This is a genomic window from Micromonospora sp. NPDC005413, from assembly GCF_040606435.1.
In the GTDB taxonomy this organism is placed as follows: domain Bacteria; phylum Actinomycetota; class Actinomycetes; order Mycobacteriales; family Micromonosporaceae; genus Micromonospora.
The window spans coordinates 100498-115961 of sequence record NZ_JBEXEV010000001.1 but is presented as its reverse complement, the minus strand read 5'-3'; the positions used below and the strand labels follow the sequence as shown (position 1 = coordinate 115961).

General features: G+C 69.4%; 21 protein-coding genes. 10 read left to right on the top strand and 11 right to left on the bottom strand.

The annotated features are described in order from the left end of the window. Positions 1-95: 95 nt before the first annotated feature. The gene (locus ABZS37_RS00500; protein ID WP_355164654.1) at positions 96-386 is read right to left on the bottom strand and encodes a flavin reductase; all 291 of its coding nucleotides are present in this window, start codon (positions 384-386) and stop codon (positions 96-98) included. A 254-nt stretch (positions 387-640) separates the two neighbouring features. Here ABZS37_RS00500 and ABZS37_RS00495 point away from each other — a divergent pair, with 254 nt between their 5' ends. The 5 genes from ABZS37_RS00495 (at position 641) to ABZS37_RS00475 (ending at position 3300) form a co-directional block, all read left to right on the top strand. Continuing rightward, entirely contained in the window at positions 641-1438 is a 798-nt protein-coding gene (locus ABZS37_RS00495) for a helix-turn-helix transcriptional regulator (RefSeq protein ID WP_355164653.1), read from the top strand. Further along, complete coding sequence (locus tag ABZS37_RS00490) at positions 1435-1617, top strand: DUF397 domain-containing protein (RefSeq protein WP_355165069.1); 183 nt, start codon at positions 1435-1437, stop codon at positions 1615-1617. The genes ABZS37_RS00495 and ABZS37_RS00490 overlap by 4 nt, the downstream gene beginning before the upstream one ends. A 38-nt stretch (positions 1618-1655) precedes the next feature. Further along, a complete protein-coding gene (locus ABZS37_RS00485; protein WP_355164652.1) occupies positions 1656-2360 on the top strand; it encodes a VOC family protein in 705 nt (234 codons plus the stop codon). A 185-nt stretch (positions 2361-2545) separates the two neighbouring features. Beyond that, complete coding sequence (locus ABZS37_RS00480; RefSeq protein ID WP_354992464.1) at positions 2546-2977, top strand: hypothetical protein; 432 nt, start codon at positions 2546-2548, stop codon at positions 2975-2977. A 47-nt stretch (positions 2978-3024) separates the two neighbouring features. Beyond that, positions 3025-3300: a hypothetical protein gene (locus tag ABZS37_RS00475; protein WP_355164651.1), complete on the top strand. Its 276-nt coding sequence runs from the start codon at positions 3025-3027 to the stop codon at positions 3298-3300. A gap of 321 nt (positions 3301-3621) precedes the next feature. On the opposite strand, the gene ABZS37_RS00470 is transcribed toward ABZS37_RS00475, so the two are convergent. Both ABZS37_RS00470 and ABZS37_RS00465 read right to left on the bottom strand, forming a co-directional pair. Continuing rightward, complete coding sequence (locus tag ABZS37_RS00470) at positions 3622-4332, bottom strand: HAD family hydrolase (protein ID WP_355164650.1); 711 nt, start codon at positions 4330-4332, stop codon at positions 3622-3624. An 88-nt stretch (positions 4333-4420) separates the two neighbouring features. After that, a complete protein-coding gene (locus tag ABZS37_RS00465) occupies positions 4421-5125 on the bottom strand; it encodes a WHG domain-containing protein (RefSeq protein ID WP_355164649.1) in 705 nt (234 codons plus the stop codon). 52 nt (positions 5126-5177) lie between these two features. Here ABZS37_RS00465 and ABZS37_RS00460 point away from each other — a divergent pair, with 52 nt between their 5' ends. Continuing rightward, positions 5178-5309, top strand: a complete 132-nt coding sequence (locus ABZS37_RS00460) for a hypothetical protein (protein WP_355164648.1) — start codon at positions 5178-5180, stop codon at positions 5307-5309. A gap of 113 nt (positions 5310-5422) precedes the next feature. On the opposite strand, the gene rox is transcribed toward ABZS37_RS00460, so the two are convergent. Both rox and ABZS37_RS00450 read right to left on the bottom strand, forming a co-directional pair. Continuing rightward, positions 5423-6847, bottom strand: a complete 1425-nt coding sequence (gene rox / locus ABZS37_RS00455; protein WP_355164647.1) for a rifampin monooxygenase — start codon at positions 6845-6847, stop codon at positions 5423-5425. Between the two features lie 200 nt (positions 6848-7047). Continuing rightward, positions 7048-7908: an SDR family oxidoreductase gene (locus ABZS37_RS00450; protein ID WP_355164646.1), complete on the bottom strand. Its 861-nt coding sequence runs from the start codon at positions 7906-7908 to the stop codon at positions 7048-7050. 123 nt (positions 7909-8031) lie between these two features. Here ABZS37_RS00450 and ABZS37_RS00445 point away from each other — a divergent pair, with 123 nt between their 5' ends. Continuing rightward, complete coding sequence (locus tag ABZS37_RS00445) at positions 8032-8649, top strand: TetR/AcrR family transcriptional regulator (protein WP_355164645.1); 618 nt, start codon at positions 8032-8034, stop codon at positions 8647-8649. Between the two features lie 201 nt (positions 8650-8850). Further along, the gene (locus tag ABZS37_RS00440; protein ID WP_355164644.1) at positions 8851-9291 is read left to right on the top strand and encodes a hypothetical protein; all 441 of its coding nucleotides are present in this window, start codon (positions 8851-8853) and stop codon (positions 9289-9291) included. A gap of 197 nt (positions 9292-9488) precedes the next feature. Here the strand turns inward: ABZS37_RS00440 and ABZS37_RS00435 are convergent, their stop codons facing one another. The 4 genes from ABZS37_RS00435 to ABZS37_RS00420 form a co-directional block, all read right to left on the bottom strand. After that, positions 9489-9776 (bottom strand): hypothetical protein, encoded by a 288-nt coding sequence (locus tag ABZS37_RS00435; protein ID WP_074310625.1) that lies wholly within the window; start codon positions 9774-9776, stop codon positions 9489-9491. Between the two features lie 193 nt (positions 9777-9969). Next, positions 9970-10458: a YcxB family protein gene (locus ABZS37_RS00430; RefSeq protein ID WP_355164643.1), complete on the bottom strand. Its 489-nt coding sequence runs from the start codon at positions 10456-10458 to the stop codon at positions 9970-9972. A gap of 132 nt (positions 10459-10590) precedes the next feature. After that, positions 10591-11868 carry an RNA polymerase sigma factor gene (locus ABZS37_RS00425; RefSeq protein ID WP_355164642.1) on the bottom strand — a complete coding sequence of 426 codons (1278 nt, stop codon included), beginning with the start codon at positions 11866-11868 and terminating at the stop codon, positions 10591-10593. A 99-nt stretch (positions 11869-11967) separates the two neighbouring features. Then, positions 11968-12402 (bottom strand): YciI family protein, encoded by a 435-nt coding sequence (locus ABZS37_RS00420; protein ID WP_355164641.1) that lies wholly within the window; start codon positions 12400-12402, stop codon positions 11968-11970. Positions 12403-12661: 259 nt separating this feature from the next. On the opposite strand from ABZS37_RS00420, the gene ABZS37_RS00415 reads away from it, so the two are divergent. Then, positions 12662-13201, top strand: coding sequence for a GNAT family protein (locus ABZS37_RS00415; RefSeq protein WP_355164640.1), 540 nt, complete (start codon positions 12662-12664; stop codon positions 13199-13201). A 102-nt stretch (positions 13202-13303) separates the two neighbouring features. Here the strand turns inward: ABZS37_RS00415 and ABZS37_RS00410 are convergent, their stop codons facing one another. Continuing rightward, entirely contained in the window at positions 13304-13915 is a 612-nt protein-coding gene (locus ABZS37_RS00410) for a TetR/AcrR family transcriptional regulator (protein WP_355164639.1), read from the bottom strand. 91 nt (positions 13916-14006) lie between these two features. Between ABZS37_RS00410 and ABZS37_RS00405 the strand changes: the two genes are divergently transcribed. Further along, positions 14007-15053 (top strand): aldo/keto reductase, encoded by a 1047-nt coding sequence (locus ABZS37_RS00405; RefSeq protein ID WP_355164638.1) that lies wholly within the window; start codon positions 14007-14009, stop codon positions 15051-15053. 105 nt (positions 15054-15158) lie between these two features. On the opposite strand, the gene ABZS37_RS00400 is transcribed toward ABZS37_RS00405, so the two are convergent. Continuing rightward, positions 15159-15314, bottom strand: coding sequence for a hypothetical protein (locus tag ABZS37_RS00400; protein ID WP_355164637.1), 156 nt, complete (start codon positions 15312-15314; stop codon positions 15159-15161). Positions 15315-15464: the final 150 nt, after the last annotated feature.

Here is a 15464-nt window from a genome sequence, read left to right as displayed (position 1 = left end):
CCGAGCCCGTGAGCTGCGGAAACTCCGAGGCTCGGATGCTCCGTGGGGCTACACTGCCCCGCCTGCGAAGTCGCGAAACCTGGCCACGAGCAGTGTCAGCCCCGGGCCCTCGCCCAGGAGAGGAAGCGCTCGGTCATCCCGACCGGTGGGTGATCCGGGTGGAGTTGGGTGAGCTGGTTCGTCGCCTCGTGCATCAGGGTGCCGAGATAGATCAACAGCGCGGTCCGGCTGCCCCGGTACTCGGTCAGCAGGGCGAGCTTGGCCGGCTGGCAGGGCCACTCCGTGCCGCAGCTGCGGCACCGCCAGAGCGGACGCATGGCGACGTGCGGGACGGGCGGCCGGACCATCGTCACCGCCACCGCATCGCGGGCTGGTGGTCTCTCCACCAGGTGATCGGGCTCGGCACATCGACCTCCTCGGGGACGGGGAGGGGCCGCTCCCGCAAGGGGGAGACGGGAGCGACCCCGGGGCAGGGCCCGCCGCCGCCACTTCCGGCCACCAGCTGACCCGCCACTGGTGACAGTTTGGTGATGACACGACTACCGTCGATACGTGCTCACGGCATCCGTGCAGCTCAACGGCTCAGGTGAGCAGCCCTGAAAGACACGCCGATCCACAGTGAGCGAAGGTTGGGGAATCGATGGGGACCGCTACCGACTACGTGTTGGAGGAGCTACGCCTGTTCCGGGCGGGGCTCGGGCTCAGTCAGGACGACTTCGGCAGGGGCATCGGCTATTCAGGCTCGCACGTCAGCTCCGTGGAGACGGGTGGCCGACCGCCCACGAAGGAGTACATGCGGGCGGTCGATGCCCACCACGAGACCAGCGGGCGCTTCCAGCGGATGCTGGAAAGGTTGGCCCAACTCGACGCCGAGCCGGCCTGGCTCCGCGAGTGGATCGAGTTCGAACGGGAGGCGACCACGCTGCGCTGGTTCGAGCTGGCGTACGTGCCGGGCCTGCTGCAGACCGAGCGGTACGCACGCGCCACGCTTGCCGGCGGCCGGTTCGATGTCGAGGACATCGATCGCATCGTCGCCTCCCGGCTGGAGCGGCAGGCGATCCTGCAACGCCCGCGCCCGCCTCAGCTCATCGCCGTCCTGGACGAGGCCGTGCTCCGCCGGCCGGTGCTCGATCAGCCGGGGCTGATGGCCGAGCAGTGTGAGCACCTGGCCCAACTGGCGACGGCGGAGCATATTCAGGTGCACATCGTGCCGGCGGATGCTGGTATGTACCTGGGAATGGGCGGCCAGTTCATCATCGCCGAAATGCCGGACGGCGAGCGGGTGGCCTACGCGGACAACCAGCTCACGGCTCAACTCGTCAATGCAATGACCGATATCGCTAAGCTGGCGAAGACGTGGGAGATCGTGCGGAACGAAGCGCTTCCCCGCCGGCAGTCAATCGAGTTGATCAAGGAAGTGGCGAAGTCATGGACATGATGACCCCGCAGTGGCGGAAGTCGACCAGGTCCGGCGGCAACGGCGGAGCCTGCGTCGAGGTCGCCGACAACCTGCCGACCGTGGTGCTGGTGCGTGACACCAAGGACCGGGAAGGCGGCACCCTCCGCGTCGACCCGGCGGCCTGGAAGGCGTTCGTCGGTTACGCCAAGCAGCACTGAGCCCCACAGGTCCGCCCCCGACCAGGCATGCTGGGACCATGATCGCGCGCTTCAAGGATCTCTGTCTGGACGCCGCCGACCCGCTCGCACTGGGCGCCTTCTGGGCCCGGGTGCTCGACGGTGACGTGGCCGATGCCGGCGACGACGACACTCGGGTGGACCCCCGCTCGGCGCGCTCGGACGCCGAGTCGATCTGGGTGAACCAGGTGCCGGAACCGCGGACCGGCAAGACCCGCGTACACCTGGATCTGCGGATGGCCGACGCGGAGCCGGCGGCGCTGCTCGCGGCCGGCGCCCAACTGGTCCGCACACCGTCCCGCGAGACCACCTGGTGGGTGCTGGACGACCCGGAGGGCAACCCGTTCTGCGCGTTCCCTGCCAGCGAGGGCACCCGACCGGGCCCGTTCGCGCTGGTCGTGGACTCGGCCGACCCGGCCGCCCAGGCGACCTGGTGGGCCGGTGTGCTCGGCGGCACCGTCGAGTTCGGGTCGACCAACGCGTCGGTGATCGGCGCGACCGGGTTCCCTTGGGACTACTGGGAGTTCGACGCGGTGCCCGAGCCCAAGACGGTCAAGAACCGGCTGCACTGGGACGTCGAGTTGGCCGACCCGGAGCCGATGGCGTTGATCACGGCGGGCGCGACGCTGCTGCGGGAGCCGCTCGACGAGGCGCACTGGTGGTGGGTGCTGGCCGACCCCGAGGGCAACGAGTTCTGCGCCTTCGCACCGCGTCCCACCGGGTGAACGACCGACTACCCAGCGCGGGCAGCGTCGGCTAGCGTTTTCCTAGCGCCGCAGCCAGCGCGTTCGCCGCCGCCGTCGACACGCCTCCGGCCGATCCCAGCCTGCCCGATCGGTTGGTAATCGCGGGAACGTCCCACCGCCGCTCCCCCGGTTCGGCAGGATCGTCCCAACGAGGAGGTGCCGTCGTGCAGGACACCCGCGCTCTCGCCCTGACATTCGAGGTGAGCGGCCTGCCACCGGTCAAGACCGAAGCGTTGTCCATCTTCGCCGCCGGGCATCGGCAGGCGACGAGGGTCCGCACCCTGCTCCAAGCCGCCCTCACGGCGGCCCAGCGCACCGGCTGGACGCCGTTGCCCGGGCCGATCGAGGTCGACCTGCTCCTGCGCTGCCCGCCCGGGCACCGTACGGCCGACGCCAGCACCCTGCTCGGCGGCGTCTGCGCGGTGCTGCAGGACAAGAGGCGGGTGTCGGCCATCGGCCTGGCCCACCTCGGCGTCCTGGTGGACGTCGCTCTCTACGACGACGACCGGCAGATCCGCCGATTGTCATACCACGAGGAGCCTGCGGAGGACTTCTCGTACCAGGTGCGGGTTGCCGCCGTATCGACCGGGGTTTGACCGACGTCTGCGGTGGGGTACCGCGGACGCCGACGAAGGGAGCACCGATGTCGGAGCCACATGTCACGCTCGACCCACGCGGGCTCGACCCTGTGCAGCAGAAGCTGCAGGGCCCGCTGGAGGAGCAGCTGACCTCGGCGCTTCAGGCGGCCATCGACCGGGTCCGCGCCGGTTACACCGGCGAACCGGTCGAGCAGGTCTGCCAGCGACTGTTGGAGGAGACCCGCTCCGGGTTGCATCCCGACATCGCGGCCGGGTTCAACCCGGACATGGACGAGTTCTGCCGGGTGGCGGTGGCGATCGTCCGAGGCGAGGTTTCCTGAGCTGGCAGCGGCGACGAGTTGATGTGGCGGTCAGGGCCGGGTCCGCAACTACCCGGCCCTGACCCTGGCCGTCCGACCGCCCTGCACTCAGCTCCACGGTGCCCACCCGTCGGACGCCCCATGCGCCCCGGCAAACCCCGTGGCCGTGAGCGCCGGCCCAGGTTAGGCGGGTCACGACGGGCCGGACAAGCCGCAGCGGACCGTCCGGGGCGTGACTGATCTCAAGGTGAAAAAGCGGCATGTCGGTGTAACAGCCCCTTGATCACCAGCGCTGTTCGGCCGCCCGAGCCGGGCCACGCCACGCCAGGGCGACCGGGGCGGTCAGAAGTGCCGCAGCAGGTCGCGGAACGCGGCCAGCCGCAGCACGCCCGCATCGGTCGGGTCCAGCTCGTCGTCCTCCAGAACCCAGGTGTTGTCGTTCGGGATGAACACCGCGTTCAGCCCGGCGGCCCGTGCCGGCAGGATGTCCGACTTCGGAGAGTTACCGATCATCCAGGCGCCGGACGGCTCGAAGCCGTGCTCCCGCACCAGCCACCGGTACGTGTCGACGTTCTTCTCGGCGACGATGTGCGCGGCCCGGAAGTGGTGCAGCAGCCCGCAGGCGTCCAGCTTGCGCCGCTGCTCCGCCTGGTCCCCCTTGGTCAGCAGCAGCAGTTCGTGCCGGCCTGCCAACTCGTCGAGCGCATCGGCCACGCCGGGCATCAGCTCCACCCGGTGCTCGATCAGGGCCACCGCCAGCCGGTCGATCTCCTGGCGCTCGGAGTCGGTCGCCGGCCGCTCGCGCAGTCGCTCCAGGCACTCCGCCAGACTGCGCAGGAAGACCTTGCTGCCGTAGCCGTGCGCCACCGCGTTGGCCCGCTCGATGTCGTCGAGGATCGCCCGGATCTCGGCCCGATCCAGGGTGGGATGGTCGAGCCACGCCAGGAAGTCGTCGATCACCCGCTCGAAGACGACGTTGTTCTCCCACAACGTGTCGTCCGCGTCGAAGATCAGCACCTGTGCCTGCCACCGCGCCATCGCGTCCACCGTCATGCCGCCGTCTCCTCGTGATCGACCCCTCCGACGATCCGGGACTCTAGGGCGTATTACGCGGCGGACCCAACGACTTTCCGCCCGCCGATCAGGGCCACCGCAGCAACCGATCCGCGATCATCGTCTCCCGTTCCTCCTGCGCCTCGGGGCGCAGCCGACCACCCCTGGTGAGCATCACCACGCCGTGCAGCAGACTCCAGCCCACCTCGGCCATGACGTCCGGGTCACGCCCCCCGGCCAGTGGGGTCAGGGCCGCGCGCAGCTCGGCGAAGACGGCCCGGGGCGCGGCCGGCACACCGTCCACGCCGAGAGCGAGGTCGGGGGTCAGCGCGAGCATCGCGTCGTAGACCTCCGGATTCGCGTACGCGAAGTCGAGGTACGCGTTCACCACCGCCGGCCAGGCCCGTCCCGCACCTTCGGTGGTCGCCGTGCCTTCGGTTGCCTCCGCACCTCCGGTGGCCTGCGGGCTCTCGGTGGCCTGAGCGCTCCCGGTGGCCTGAGCGCTCTCGGGGGCCTGCGCGCTCTCGGTGGCCTCCGGGCTCTCGGTGGCCTCCGCGTGAGCCTCGGCCAGGTCGGCGGCCAGGTCGGCGAAGGCGCACACCGCGACCGCGGCGAGCAGCGCCTCCTGATCGGCGAAGTGCTGGTAGAGGTCGCCGACGTCGACCTCGGCCCGCTCGGCCAGCCGTCGGGTGCTCACCCCCGTCCAGCCCTCGGCCTCGGCCAACTCCCGAGCGACCGTGACGATGAAGTCACGGCGGTCCTCGTCGGTGGCGCCTTCGGTAGGTGCGGACACGCCCACGAGCCTAAGTGGAAGGCACTGGCCGTAGTGGCGCGGTGACGGATTGGTGACTGCGCCGTACCCGTTCGACACCGCGGTCAAAGCGGACTCCAACCTCGACCGTGAGGCTGGCCTGGCCCTGGGCTTCCAGCCGGCGTCCACCCAGGCCGTGCGGCTGACCATGCCCGCGACCCGATGATCGTGCTCGATCCTGGATGTAGTGGCCTCCCAACGCCGTGGATGCCACTACATCGTGGATCGAGCACGATCACGCACGACGGGCGAGCGCCCGAACGAGTCACAACTGCGCGCTCAGCTGACGGCAGCGCCGAACCACCTGGGCAGTTGGTCGAGCAGATCCTGCTGATCCTCACCGACCCACGCCACGTGACCGTCCGGCCGCAGCAGCACGGCGGGCAGATCCAGTTCCTCGCTGACGTCGACGACGTGGTCGACCCGGTCTGCCCAGCCCGCAACCGAGAGTCGGCCGGTCTGGTCGAGCAGCAGTCCCCGGCCGCCGTGCATCAGATCGTAGAGGCGCCCCCGCTTCAGCCCCACGTCCCGCAACCGCCGGCCGAGCAGTTCATGTCCCTCGCCGAAGTCGTAGCGGACCCCGATCGCGGTGACCTTCTCGACCAGGTACCGGTTGACGTCCTCGAAGTCCATCAGCTCCGACATCAGCCGACGCACCGCCTGGGGGCCCGGCTCGGTGGACATCAGCTCGCTCTGTACGCGGGTGTTGTCCAGCACGGCGGCGGCCACCGGGCGGCGTTCGACGTGGTAGCTGTCCAGCAGCCCCTCCGGCGCCCAGCCGTTGATCTCGGCGGCCAGTTTCCAGCCGAGGTTGAACGCGTCCTGGATGCCGAGGTTGAGGCCCTGCCCGCCCAGCGGTGGGCGGATGTGCGCCGCGTCGCCGGCCAGCAGCGCCCGGTCGACCCGGTAGCGCTCGGCCAGCCGGGTGGCGTCACCGAAGCGGGACAGCCAGCGCGGTGAGTGCACGCCGAAGTCGGTGCCGGCGAACACCCGCAGCCGCTGACTGAACTCCTCGATGGTCGGCAGGGCCGCGCGGTCCTCGGCCACCCCCGCCGCGGGCACGACGACGCGGTACACCCCGTCCCCCACGGGTCCCGCGCCGAACCCGACCTGGGTCTTGCGGACTTCTGCCACCTTGGCGGCCAGCGTCGCCGGCGAAACACCGACCTCCATCTCGCCCAGCAGCCACTCGGCTCTGGCGGGCTCGCCGGGAAAGCCGACGCCGAGCAGCTTGCGTACCGTGCTGCGGCCGCCGTCGCAGCCGACGAGGTAGCGCGCACGCAGCTGCGTACCGTCAGCCAGCTCGGCGGTCACCCCCTGGTCGTCCTGGCTCAACGCGACCAGCTCGCAGCCGTACCGGATCTCGGCATTGAGTTCGGCGGCGTGCTCGGCCAGCAGGCGATCGGTGACGCTCTGCAGGATGCCGAGGATGTACGGGTGTGCGGTGTCCAGCGGACCCGACAACGGCTTGGCGATGCCGGCGAACCCGCCGACGGGGTGCTGCTGGCCGAGCGCGAGGAACCGGTCCAGGAGACCGCGCTGGTCCATCACCTCGATGCTGCGTACGTGCAGGCCGAGCGCGCCGGACTGCCGGGTTCGCTGCGCTTCCTTCTCCAGCACGAGTGCGTGCACTCCGTGCAGCCGCAACTCGCTGGCCAGCATCATGCCGGTCGGCCCGCCGCCGACGACGATCACGTCGATCATGAAAACCCCCATTGTCGACAAAGCGCATGCAGTACGCGAGTCGCTGATTTCAGCAGGTTCTGGCTTCGGCTGGAGATTCTGCGCCACGACCCGGGTCTTGCCGCAAGCCCCCCGTTGCGATATATGTTGAAGGAGGCAAGGAGCTCGGCTCCTTGCCTTTGTCGTCCCCTGCGGACGCTGGGGCCTTCGGCCGGCAGGCGTCAGTGCGGGTCACCGGGGGCCGGGACGGCATGCTCGGCGGCTCGACTGACCTGCTCCCAGCCCGCCCAGGTGTCCATTCGCCGGCGTGAGATGTCGAACGCCAGGTCATACACCATGCTGCCGAGCAGGAGCCGCAGCGGCGGGTCGTCGGCATCGACCAGTTTCAGCAGCGCCTCGGCGGCCAGACGGGGGTCACTGTCGATCGAGCTGTCGGCCCACTGCCGCTCCAACTCGGCGCGCAGTGGACCGTAGGTCTCCATAGGCGTGGTGGAGGTCGTGCTGGTGTAAAGGTCGGTCCAGTAGCCGCCGGGCTGCACGATGCTGACCTTGATGCCGAAGGTCGCCGCCTCCATCGCCAGAGCCTCGCTCATACCTTCGAGCGCGAACTTGCTCGCGCTGTACATCCCCGTACTCGGGAAGCCGCCGAGTGCGGCGATGCTGGAGATCTGCACGATGTGGCCGGCCCGTCGGGCGCGCAGGTGCGGCAGCGCGGCCTGGCTGACCCAGAGCGCGCCGAACACATTGACCTCGAACTGGGCCCGCGCCTCCGCCTCGGTGAACTCTTCGATCATGCCCATGGACAAGGTGCCGGCATTGTTGACGACGATGTCGAGCTGGCCGAAGTGCTCGACTGCGACAGCCACGGCGGCGAAGACCGCCAGCCGGTCGGTCACGTCGAGCGTCAGGGCGAGCAGCCTGTCACCGTGGCGCTCGTCGAAGTCGTCCCGGGAGATGGTCCGGGCGGCAGCGACCACCCGATCGCCGCGTTCGAGCGCGACGATGGTGAACGCGCGACCCAGACCGCGGCTGGCTCCGGTGATGAACCAGGTACGCGGTGCGGTGCCGGATGAGGTGCGCATAGTCGATTTCCATCCCTCGCCTAGAGACGAGACGGTCCGTCTCGCTACTGAGATGAAGGTAGGCCCACACCGATACCAGAGTCAAGACGAGACGGTCCGTCTTGACTCTGGTACCTTCGGCGCATGACGACGCAGCGCAGAGCCACGCCCAACGCGGCCCGTCGGAAAGAGGCCTCGCGGCAGGCCATCCTCACTGCGGCGTTCGAGCTGCTCCAAGAGGTCGGGTACGCCAAACTCAGCATCGAGGGCATCGCCGCGCGCGCCGGTGTGGGCAAACAGACCATCTACCGCTGGTGGCCATCCAAGGGCGCGATCATCTTCGACGCCTTCCTCCTCCTCAGCGCCAGCGAGGGCGAGCCTCCGGTGCTGCCCGACACCGGCGACCTGGAAGCCGACCTGACCGCGGTGCTAAGCGCCACGATCGAGGAGTTGAACGATCCCCGGTACGACCAGCCGATGCGCGCGCTGGCCACCGAGATCGCGCACGACCCCGAGCTGGCCGCCGTCTACGCCGAACGGCTGGATGGGCCGCTGAAGGAAGCCAAGCGACATCGGCTGCGCAGTGCCCAGCAGGCCGGGCAGCTCGCCGAGGACCTCGACCTCGACGTGGCCGTCGAGATGATCTGGGGCCCCCTGCTCAACCGATGGCTGCACCGCAGTGGGCCGCTCACCGCCGAGTACGCCGACCGCGTCGTCGCCACAGCCCTCAACGGCCTACGCCCACGCCGGTCCGGCCGTTGAGCCGAGGCAGCGGCGTCTCGTGGCGAAGACAACCGAACAACCCCGAGGCCCAACGCCCCAATGCCCCCACGTCACCCCAACCCGCCGCAAGCAGTACGAGCCCGTGTAGGCGGCCAGGATGCAGGTCGAGTTTTCGGACTGGCGGCGCGCGCCGCGGCCGGGGCTGTCGTTGGTCGGGAGCTGACAGGCTAGTTTGCTCGGATGAGTCTCCTCGATGACGTCGCGAGGCGTGACGGTTGGCGATGCTGGGTGTGCGACGAGCCGGTCGATGCCGACATGTCGGTGAACGATCCGCGTGGTCCCAGCGTCGACAGCCGCACCGCCGACAAGAAGGCCAAGGTCGCCGAACGACTCGCGCACCGTGCCTGCAACACCCGCAAGGGCGCGGTCAAGGTGGTCATCGCCTGGCCGGACCGTCTGCACGTCGTGGAGCCCGCGCCGCTGATCACCGTCGCCGAGCGACTCGAACGCAAGGGTGGCCGCGAGTTGGTCGCCCGCTGTCCGAGCAAGAAGGACGCCCAGGAGGCGGCGGACTGGCTGGTCGACCGGTTCTCCCGGCTGGTGCCCGGACTGCCGGTGACCGCAAGCGTCGACGCAGGCGGCGGACAGTACCTCGTCGCCCTGGCCGCCGGCCGCCGCTGACCGGTGGCCCTGGGTTGGTGGTCCGCCGTCGACCCAGGGCAGCCCGGACCCGAGCCGTCACCAGCGCAGCTGCACCGCCCACGACACCGTCGACGCCCCGCCATGGGTGAGGCAATGCGCCCGGCAGCTATCCGAACGCATTGACATCGACAGGGGGTATACCGGCTGTCTCCAGCCGGTGGCGATCAGTCTGCTGATCAGAAGGGGGGTGCGTCCTCGCCCATCAACGCCAGAACGACGCCTCCCTTTCCACTCTTGAGGCTCTGGACCACGACCTTGCCGGTGCTGCCGTCGGGCAGCTCCAACGTGAAGGTCTTCCCGACCGCGTTCTTGGGACCATTGCCGGCGCTGTTGGCGGGTCGGAAGTCGCCTGCCCACGGCGGGGTTCCACCCTTGCGGGCGGGCTCGGCGAAGAGCGCGGCGGTGCCGGGGGTCCGGGTGCCGTCGGAGGAAAGAAGCACTGAGGCGCTGCGATAGGTAGCCATATACGCCAAGGGTATCCCGGACTGCGCTCATTCACGGCACGACATCCGCGCCGTAACGCATTCGGCCACGGGAAGCAACCTTGATCAGCTGTCACCCCCCGCTCGGCCGACGTCTCGCCACCGCGTCCGCACCAAGCCCAGACGCCTCGCAGGTTGTCGGCGCGAACGATCGGCGGCAGATGAGCTCACCGAACTAGAGCAGCCCACGTTTCGCCATGAAGGCTCGCAACGTCTCCGCGTCCTCGGCGGACATCAAGCGGCGTGGAATCACGGTCGCCGGCATCCGGCCGACGTACACGATCCAGAACTCAGGGGTGTCCCGTACCTGGGCGACCCCGTCCCAGGCGATGCCGCCGGCCTCCGAGCCGCTGCGCATCATGATGTTGTCCTCGGTGATGTCGTAGGCGCCCTCGACCGCGTAGCGACTGGAGCGGCGCCGGGCTCGCAACCGCACCCACGGCCCATACAGCATCGACAGCAGACCGCCCACGATCATCGCCATCCACAGCGGTGAGATCTGCTCGCCCCACGCGAATCCCCGCGAGACGGCGAGACCGATCGCCCCGACCGCCGCCAGCGCCGCGCCGATGTAGCCGTACATGCGCAATCGAACGCTGCTGAGTACGGCGGCCACTCGGCCTGGGTAGGCGGGATCGGCTGGGATGTCAAAACGGATGTGCACGCCAGAACGATAGTGCCCACCCGCCCCCGGCAGCGCCTGAGTTCGGCCCCGCTGGCCGGACGTCGGCGCCGCCCTTTGTCAGCGGCAGATCCGGAGACCAGGACGGCAAGAAGACACTCCTGAACTCGGAGTTCAGGAATGCTCCGTTCGCACCGGCTGATCGCAGGCGGTGGCGCGGTCCAGCAGCAGGGTGCGCTCCCGCTCATTGCGGGTCAGCGACGCCGCCCGCTCGAACTCCACCCGCGCCTCGGCATGCCGGGCCAGCTTGGCCAGGAGGTCGCCGCGCACGCTGGGCAGCAGGTGGTAGTTCTGCATGACCGGGAAGGCCATCAGCTGGTCCAGCAGCGCCAGCCCGGTCTCCGGCCCGAAAGCCATGGACAGCGCCACCGCGCGGTTCAGCTCGACCACCGGGGACGGCATCGCCTCGGCCAGATGCTCGTAGAGCCAGGCGATGCGCTCCCAGTCGGTGTCCTCGAAGCGGCGGGCCCGGGCGTGACAGGCGGCGATGGCCGCCTGCAGCACGTACGGGCCGGGCGTGGCGTCGATCAGGTCCTCGGCCCGCTTTAGCGCGGCCAAGCCGCGGCGGATCAGCAGCTGGTCCCAGCGGGCCCGGTTCTGGTCGGCCAGCAGGATCGGCTCGCCGCCCGGACCGGTGCGGGCGGCCGCCCGGGAGGCCTGGATCTCCATCAGCGCCACCAGGCCGTGCACCTCGGGCTCGCGCGGGGCCAGCCGGGCCAGGATTCGGCCCAGCCGCAGGGCCTCCTCGCACAGCGCCGGCCGCATCCACTCGTCGCCGGTGGTGGCCGAGTAGCCCTCGTTGAAGATCAGGTAGACGACCTCGAGCACCGAGGAGAGCCGGGCCGCCAGCTCGTCGCCCTGCGGCACCTCGAACGGCACCTGGGCGTTGGCCAGGGTCTTCTTGGCCCGCACGATCCTTTGCGCCACGGTCGGTTCCGGCACCAGGAAGGCCCGGGCGATCTCGTCGGTGGTCAGGCCGCCGAGCAGCCGCAGGGTCAGCGCGGCGCGGGCCTCCGTGGACAGCACCGGGTGGCAGGCCACGAACACCAGCCGCAGCAGGTCGTCGCCGATACCGTCGTCCTCAGCGACCATCGCGCCGATGTCCGGGTGGGATTCCTCAAGTTCCCGGCCAACCTCCTCAACCTTGCGCCTGAAGGTCTCGTTGCGCCGGATCTGGTCGATGGCGCGACGCTTGGCGGTGGTCATCAACCACGCGCCCGGATTGCGCGGCACACCCTCCCCCGGCCACTGCTCCAGAGCCGCGACCAGCGCGTCCTGCGTCAACTCCTCGGCCACTCCGACATCGCGGACGAGCCTGGTCAGTCCGGCGATGAGCCGGGGCGCCTCGATCCGCCAGGCAGCCTCGATCGCACGGTGGGTGTCAGTGGCCACGGCCTCCGTCTACCCCACCGCGCGATCAGACGCAACAGTGCTCAGGCCGCGCGGGCCGGTTCCCTCTTGATCCGAACCGCGTTACCCAGGCTGTGCCGATCAGTTGTTTCCGGCGACCCTCGCACGTCGCTTCTCCACGGCCTCCTGCTGCTCGGCCGTGAAGTCCTCGCCGAAGTCCTCGGCGTGAAAGACCCGCCGGATCTCGATGTTGGTCGGCGCCCCTACGCCCGAATGCTGGATCGGGCAGCGCTTGAACCACTCGACGCACTCCTCGAGCGACTTCATCTCGACCAGGTAATAGCCGGCGATGAGCTCCTTGGTCTCGGTGAACGGCCCGTCCACCACGGTCTTCTTGTCGCCGTCGAAGTAGATCCGGGCGCCCTTGGCGCTGGACTGGAGGCCGCCGGCGTCCAGTAGCGCGCCGGCGTCGACCAACTCCTCGATGAACTGGCCCATCGTGTCGAAATCTTCGGTAGCGGGCAGCACGCCGGCTTCGCTCTCCGCGGTGGCCTTGGTGATCACCATGAACCGCATCGCTGTCTCCTCATGTCAGGGTGCCTTCTCACCTACGCGTCGAACGGCGGTCGGCCCGCTCGACACCCTTCCAGAAGTTTTTCCGCCGACCCGTTACACCGCGCTCCGCGGGTCGGCGTACGGGAGCGAGAACCGCGTCGTGTTGTCGCATCAACGCGCACGACCGTCATCAGTACGGCGGAGTCCGGCACGCCGCGCGGTCCGGGTGCCCCGGTTTAACCCGGTCGTGGATCTCCATACCGGCTGTTAGCGTCGCGGCATGTTCGCCACCGACCGGGTCCGACTGCGCCCGCCCACGCCCGACGACGCGCCGAACATGTTCCGCCTGTACGGCGATCCCGAGTTGCACCTGATCACAGACGGCGAGCCGTTCATGCCGCGCCACGTCGGCCAAGTCCGAGCCCGGCTGGAGAAACAGGTCACCGAGCCGCCCGACGGCCAGACCACGGTGTCGCTGCTGGCCGAAACGGTGGCCGACGGCACTTTCCTCGGTGGCAGCGTGCTGTGGGGGATCAACGCCTTCAACCAGTACGCCCACCTCGGCATCTCGCTGCTCCCCGAGGCGCGTGGCCAGGGGTACGGGACCGAGGTGATCCGGCTGCTCTGCCGGTACGGATTCCGCAACCGCAACCTACGCCGTCTGGAATTGGAGACGCTGGCCAGCAACACGGCCATGCGCCGGACCGCGGAGTCGTGCGGCTTCACCCACGAAGGCACCCAGCGGGAGCGCGAGTACGACGGCGACGGCTTCGTGGACATGGTGATCTACGGTCTGCTCCGGCGCGACTGGACGCCGTAGCCGGCCGGCGCGGCGGCATCCGGTCGTGACCGGGCGACTCAGGCGTTTCGGGGCACGTCGGGGGTGCCGTGCGCACGGTCGGCGGCAGATCCGGCCGTGTCGTCAGTTGGGACTGCTGGTGGGCGTGTAGACGCCGGCGTGGGCGGCTGCCGCTGCCGCTTCGGCGGCCCGGTCTGCCGTGGCCCTGTCGATGGGGTCACCGCTGACGAGCAGGCGGTAGTAGAGCGGTGCCGACACGGCGCGGACGACCTCGGCCGCGTCCGTGCCCGAGGGCAGTTCCCCCCGCCGCACAGCCTGCTCCACGCAGGGGACCCACTCAGCGATCCGGACGGCGTAAAAGCGATGAAGAGCCTCCGCCGTACGAGGGTCGCAGGTCGCGGCGACGATGACCGCCCGGAACAGTGCACCCTGACGCGAGTCGACCAGGGTGCGCTGCACGAGCCGGGCATTGGCGCGCAGGTCCCCGATCAGCGATCCGGTGTCGGCTCGCGGTAGCGACTGCTCCGCCATGTCCGTCAGCAAGTCGGCGACGAGGCGTGCGGTCGTACCCCAGCGGCGGTAGACCGTTGTCTTGCCCACCTCGGCGCGGCGCGCCACGTCGGCGAGGTCGAGACGGTCGAAGCCGTGCTCGACGAGTGCGTCACCGGCAGCTTGGAGCACGGCGGCGCGGACCCGGGCGGTCCGCCCTCCGGGTCGGATCACACCGACGGCCATAACGGGTCTCCAGTTCCCTTAACTGCGAATGGCTGCTATCGTAGCCGACGTCTTAACGGAACTGCAGTACCTTTAGTGAAAGGCTGTCATCGTGGAGTACCGACGACTCGGGGCATCCGGACTCACCGTGCCCGCCCTCAGCTTCGGCGCCGGCACCTTCGGCGGCTCCGGTCCGCTCTTCGGCGCCTGGGGCAACACGGACGCCCGCGAGGCGAGACGCCTCGTGGACATTTGTCTGGACGCCGGGATAAGCATGTTCGACACCGCGGACGTGTACTCCGACGGCGCGTCCGAGGAGGTGCTGGGACAGGCGATCAAAGGCCGACGCGACGCCGTCCTGATCTCGACCAAGAGCGGCCTGCCGACCGGCGACGGACCCAACGACGCGGGAACCTCACGCGCGCGGCTCATCCGATCGGTCGAGGCGGCCCTTCGCCGACTCGGCACCGACTACATCGACCTGTTCCAGCTACATGCCTTCGACGCCGCAACACCCGTCGAAGAGGTCGTAGCGACACTGGACGACCTGGTACGGGACGGGAAGATCCGCTATCTCGGCGTCTCCAACTTCGCCGGCTGGCAGCTCATGAAGTCCCTCGCCACAGCCGACCGGGACCATCGCAGCCGGTACGTGGCACACCAGATCTACTACTCACTCGTTGGTCGGGACTACGAGTGGGAACTGCTGCCCCTGGGCCTCGACCAAGGCGTCGGAGCCGTGGTGTGGAGCCCACTCGGCTGGGGACGCCTCACCGGCAAGATCAGCCGCGACACTCCGCCACCCCCCACGAGCCGACTGCACGCCACCGCCGCCTACGGCCCGCCGGTCGACGACGAGCACCTGTTCCGCGTCGTAGACGTCCTCGAAGACCTGTCCCGCGAGACCGGCCGAGCAGTGCCACAAATCGCGGTCAACTGGCTACTCCGACGACCCACGGTCGCCACCGTCATCATTGGCGCGCGCAACGAAGCACAACTGCGGCAGAACATCGACGCTGTCGGCTGGTCACTCACACCCGAACAGACAGCCCGTCTCGACAACGCCAGCACCCGCACCGCGCCCTACCCGTACTTCCCCTACCAGCGGCAGGAAGGCTTCGCCAGGCTCAACCCTTCGCCGCTCGCGAACACCGTCTGAGCAACGATCACCACGTCCACTCATCGGCTCGCCGCGCCGTCCGCGCGGGGTCACCGATCGCGCGCCTTCGGAGCCTCTAGGCCGCGCCTCAGAGTCGGTATCGGGTCAGCCGCAGAGAGCCTTGTTCAGGAAGGCGTCGACGGCGTCGTCGGGGTCACCGTGGAAGTCGGGCGTGAGCGCGACCGTGACCTGGTGACGCCTGTCCTCCGGGGAGTACGACCAGGACTGGTACGCCAGGGCATCGCGGTCGTTGCCGTACACGCGAACCCCGCACGGGGGGTGTCCCGCCACCAGGCCAGCCCGAGCCCGTACCTGCCGCCCCCGACACCCGGTGACTTCATCTCCGTGAGCAGGTGATCCGGCAGGAGACGCCCACCGGGCCCGCATGATCGTGCTCGAACCAGGATCGAG

Coding starts and splice junctions, on each gene's coding strand:
- ABZS37_RS00495 (WP_355164653.1), top strand. CDS start 641: ATGGGGACCGCTACCGACTACGTGTTGGAGGAGCTACGCCTGTTCCGG.
- ABZS37_RS00490 (WP_355165069.1), top strand. CDS start 1,435: ATGATGACCCCGCAGTGGCGGAAGTCGACCAGGTCCGGCGGCAACGGC.
- ABZS37_RS00485 (WP_355164652.1), top strand. CDS start 1,656: ATGATCGCGCGCTTCAAGGATCTCTGTCTGGACGCCGCCGACCCGCTC.
- ABZS37_RS00475 (WP_355164651.1), top strand. CDS start 3,025: ATGTCGGAGCCACATGTCACGCTCGACCCACGCGGGCTCGACCCTGTG.
- ABZS37_RS00470 (WP_355164650.1), bottom strand. CDS start 4,332: ATGACGGTGGACGCGATGGCGCGGTGGCAGGCACAGGTGCTGATCTTC.
- rox (WP_355164647.1), bottom strand. CDS start 6,847: ATGATCGACGTGATCGTCGTCGGCGGCGGGCCGACCGGCATGATGCTG.
- ABZS37_RS00450 (WP_355164646.1), bottom strand. CDS start 7,908: ATGCGCACCTCATCCGGCACCGCACCGCGTACCTGGTTCATCACCGGA.
- ABZS37_RS00445 (WP_355164645.1), top strand. CDS start 8,032: ATGACGACGCAGCGCAGAGCCACGCCCAACGCGGCCCGTCGGAAAGAG.
- ABZS37_RS00440 (WP_355164644.1), top strand. CDS start 8,851: ATGAGTCTCCTCGATGACGTCGCGAGGCGTGACGGTTGGCGATGCTGG.
- ABZS37_RS00435 (WP_074310625.1), bottom strand. CDS start 9,776: ATGGCTACCTATCGCAGCGCCTCAGTGCTTCTTTCCTCCGACGGCACC.
- ABZS37_RS00420 (WP_355164641.1), bottom strand. CDS start 12,402: ATGCGGTTCATGGTGATCACCAAGGCCACCGCGGAGAGCGAAGCCGGC.
- ABZS37_RS00415 (WP_355164640.1), top strand. CDS start 12,662: ATGTTCGCCACCGACCGGGTCCGACTGCGCCCGCCCACGCCCGACGAC.
- ABZS37_RS00410 (WP_355164639.1), bottom strand. CDS start 13,915: ATGGCCGTCGGTGTGATCCGACCCGGAGGGCGGACCGCCCGGGTCCGC.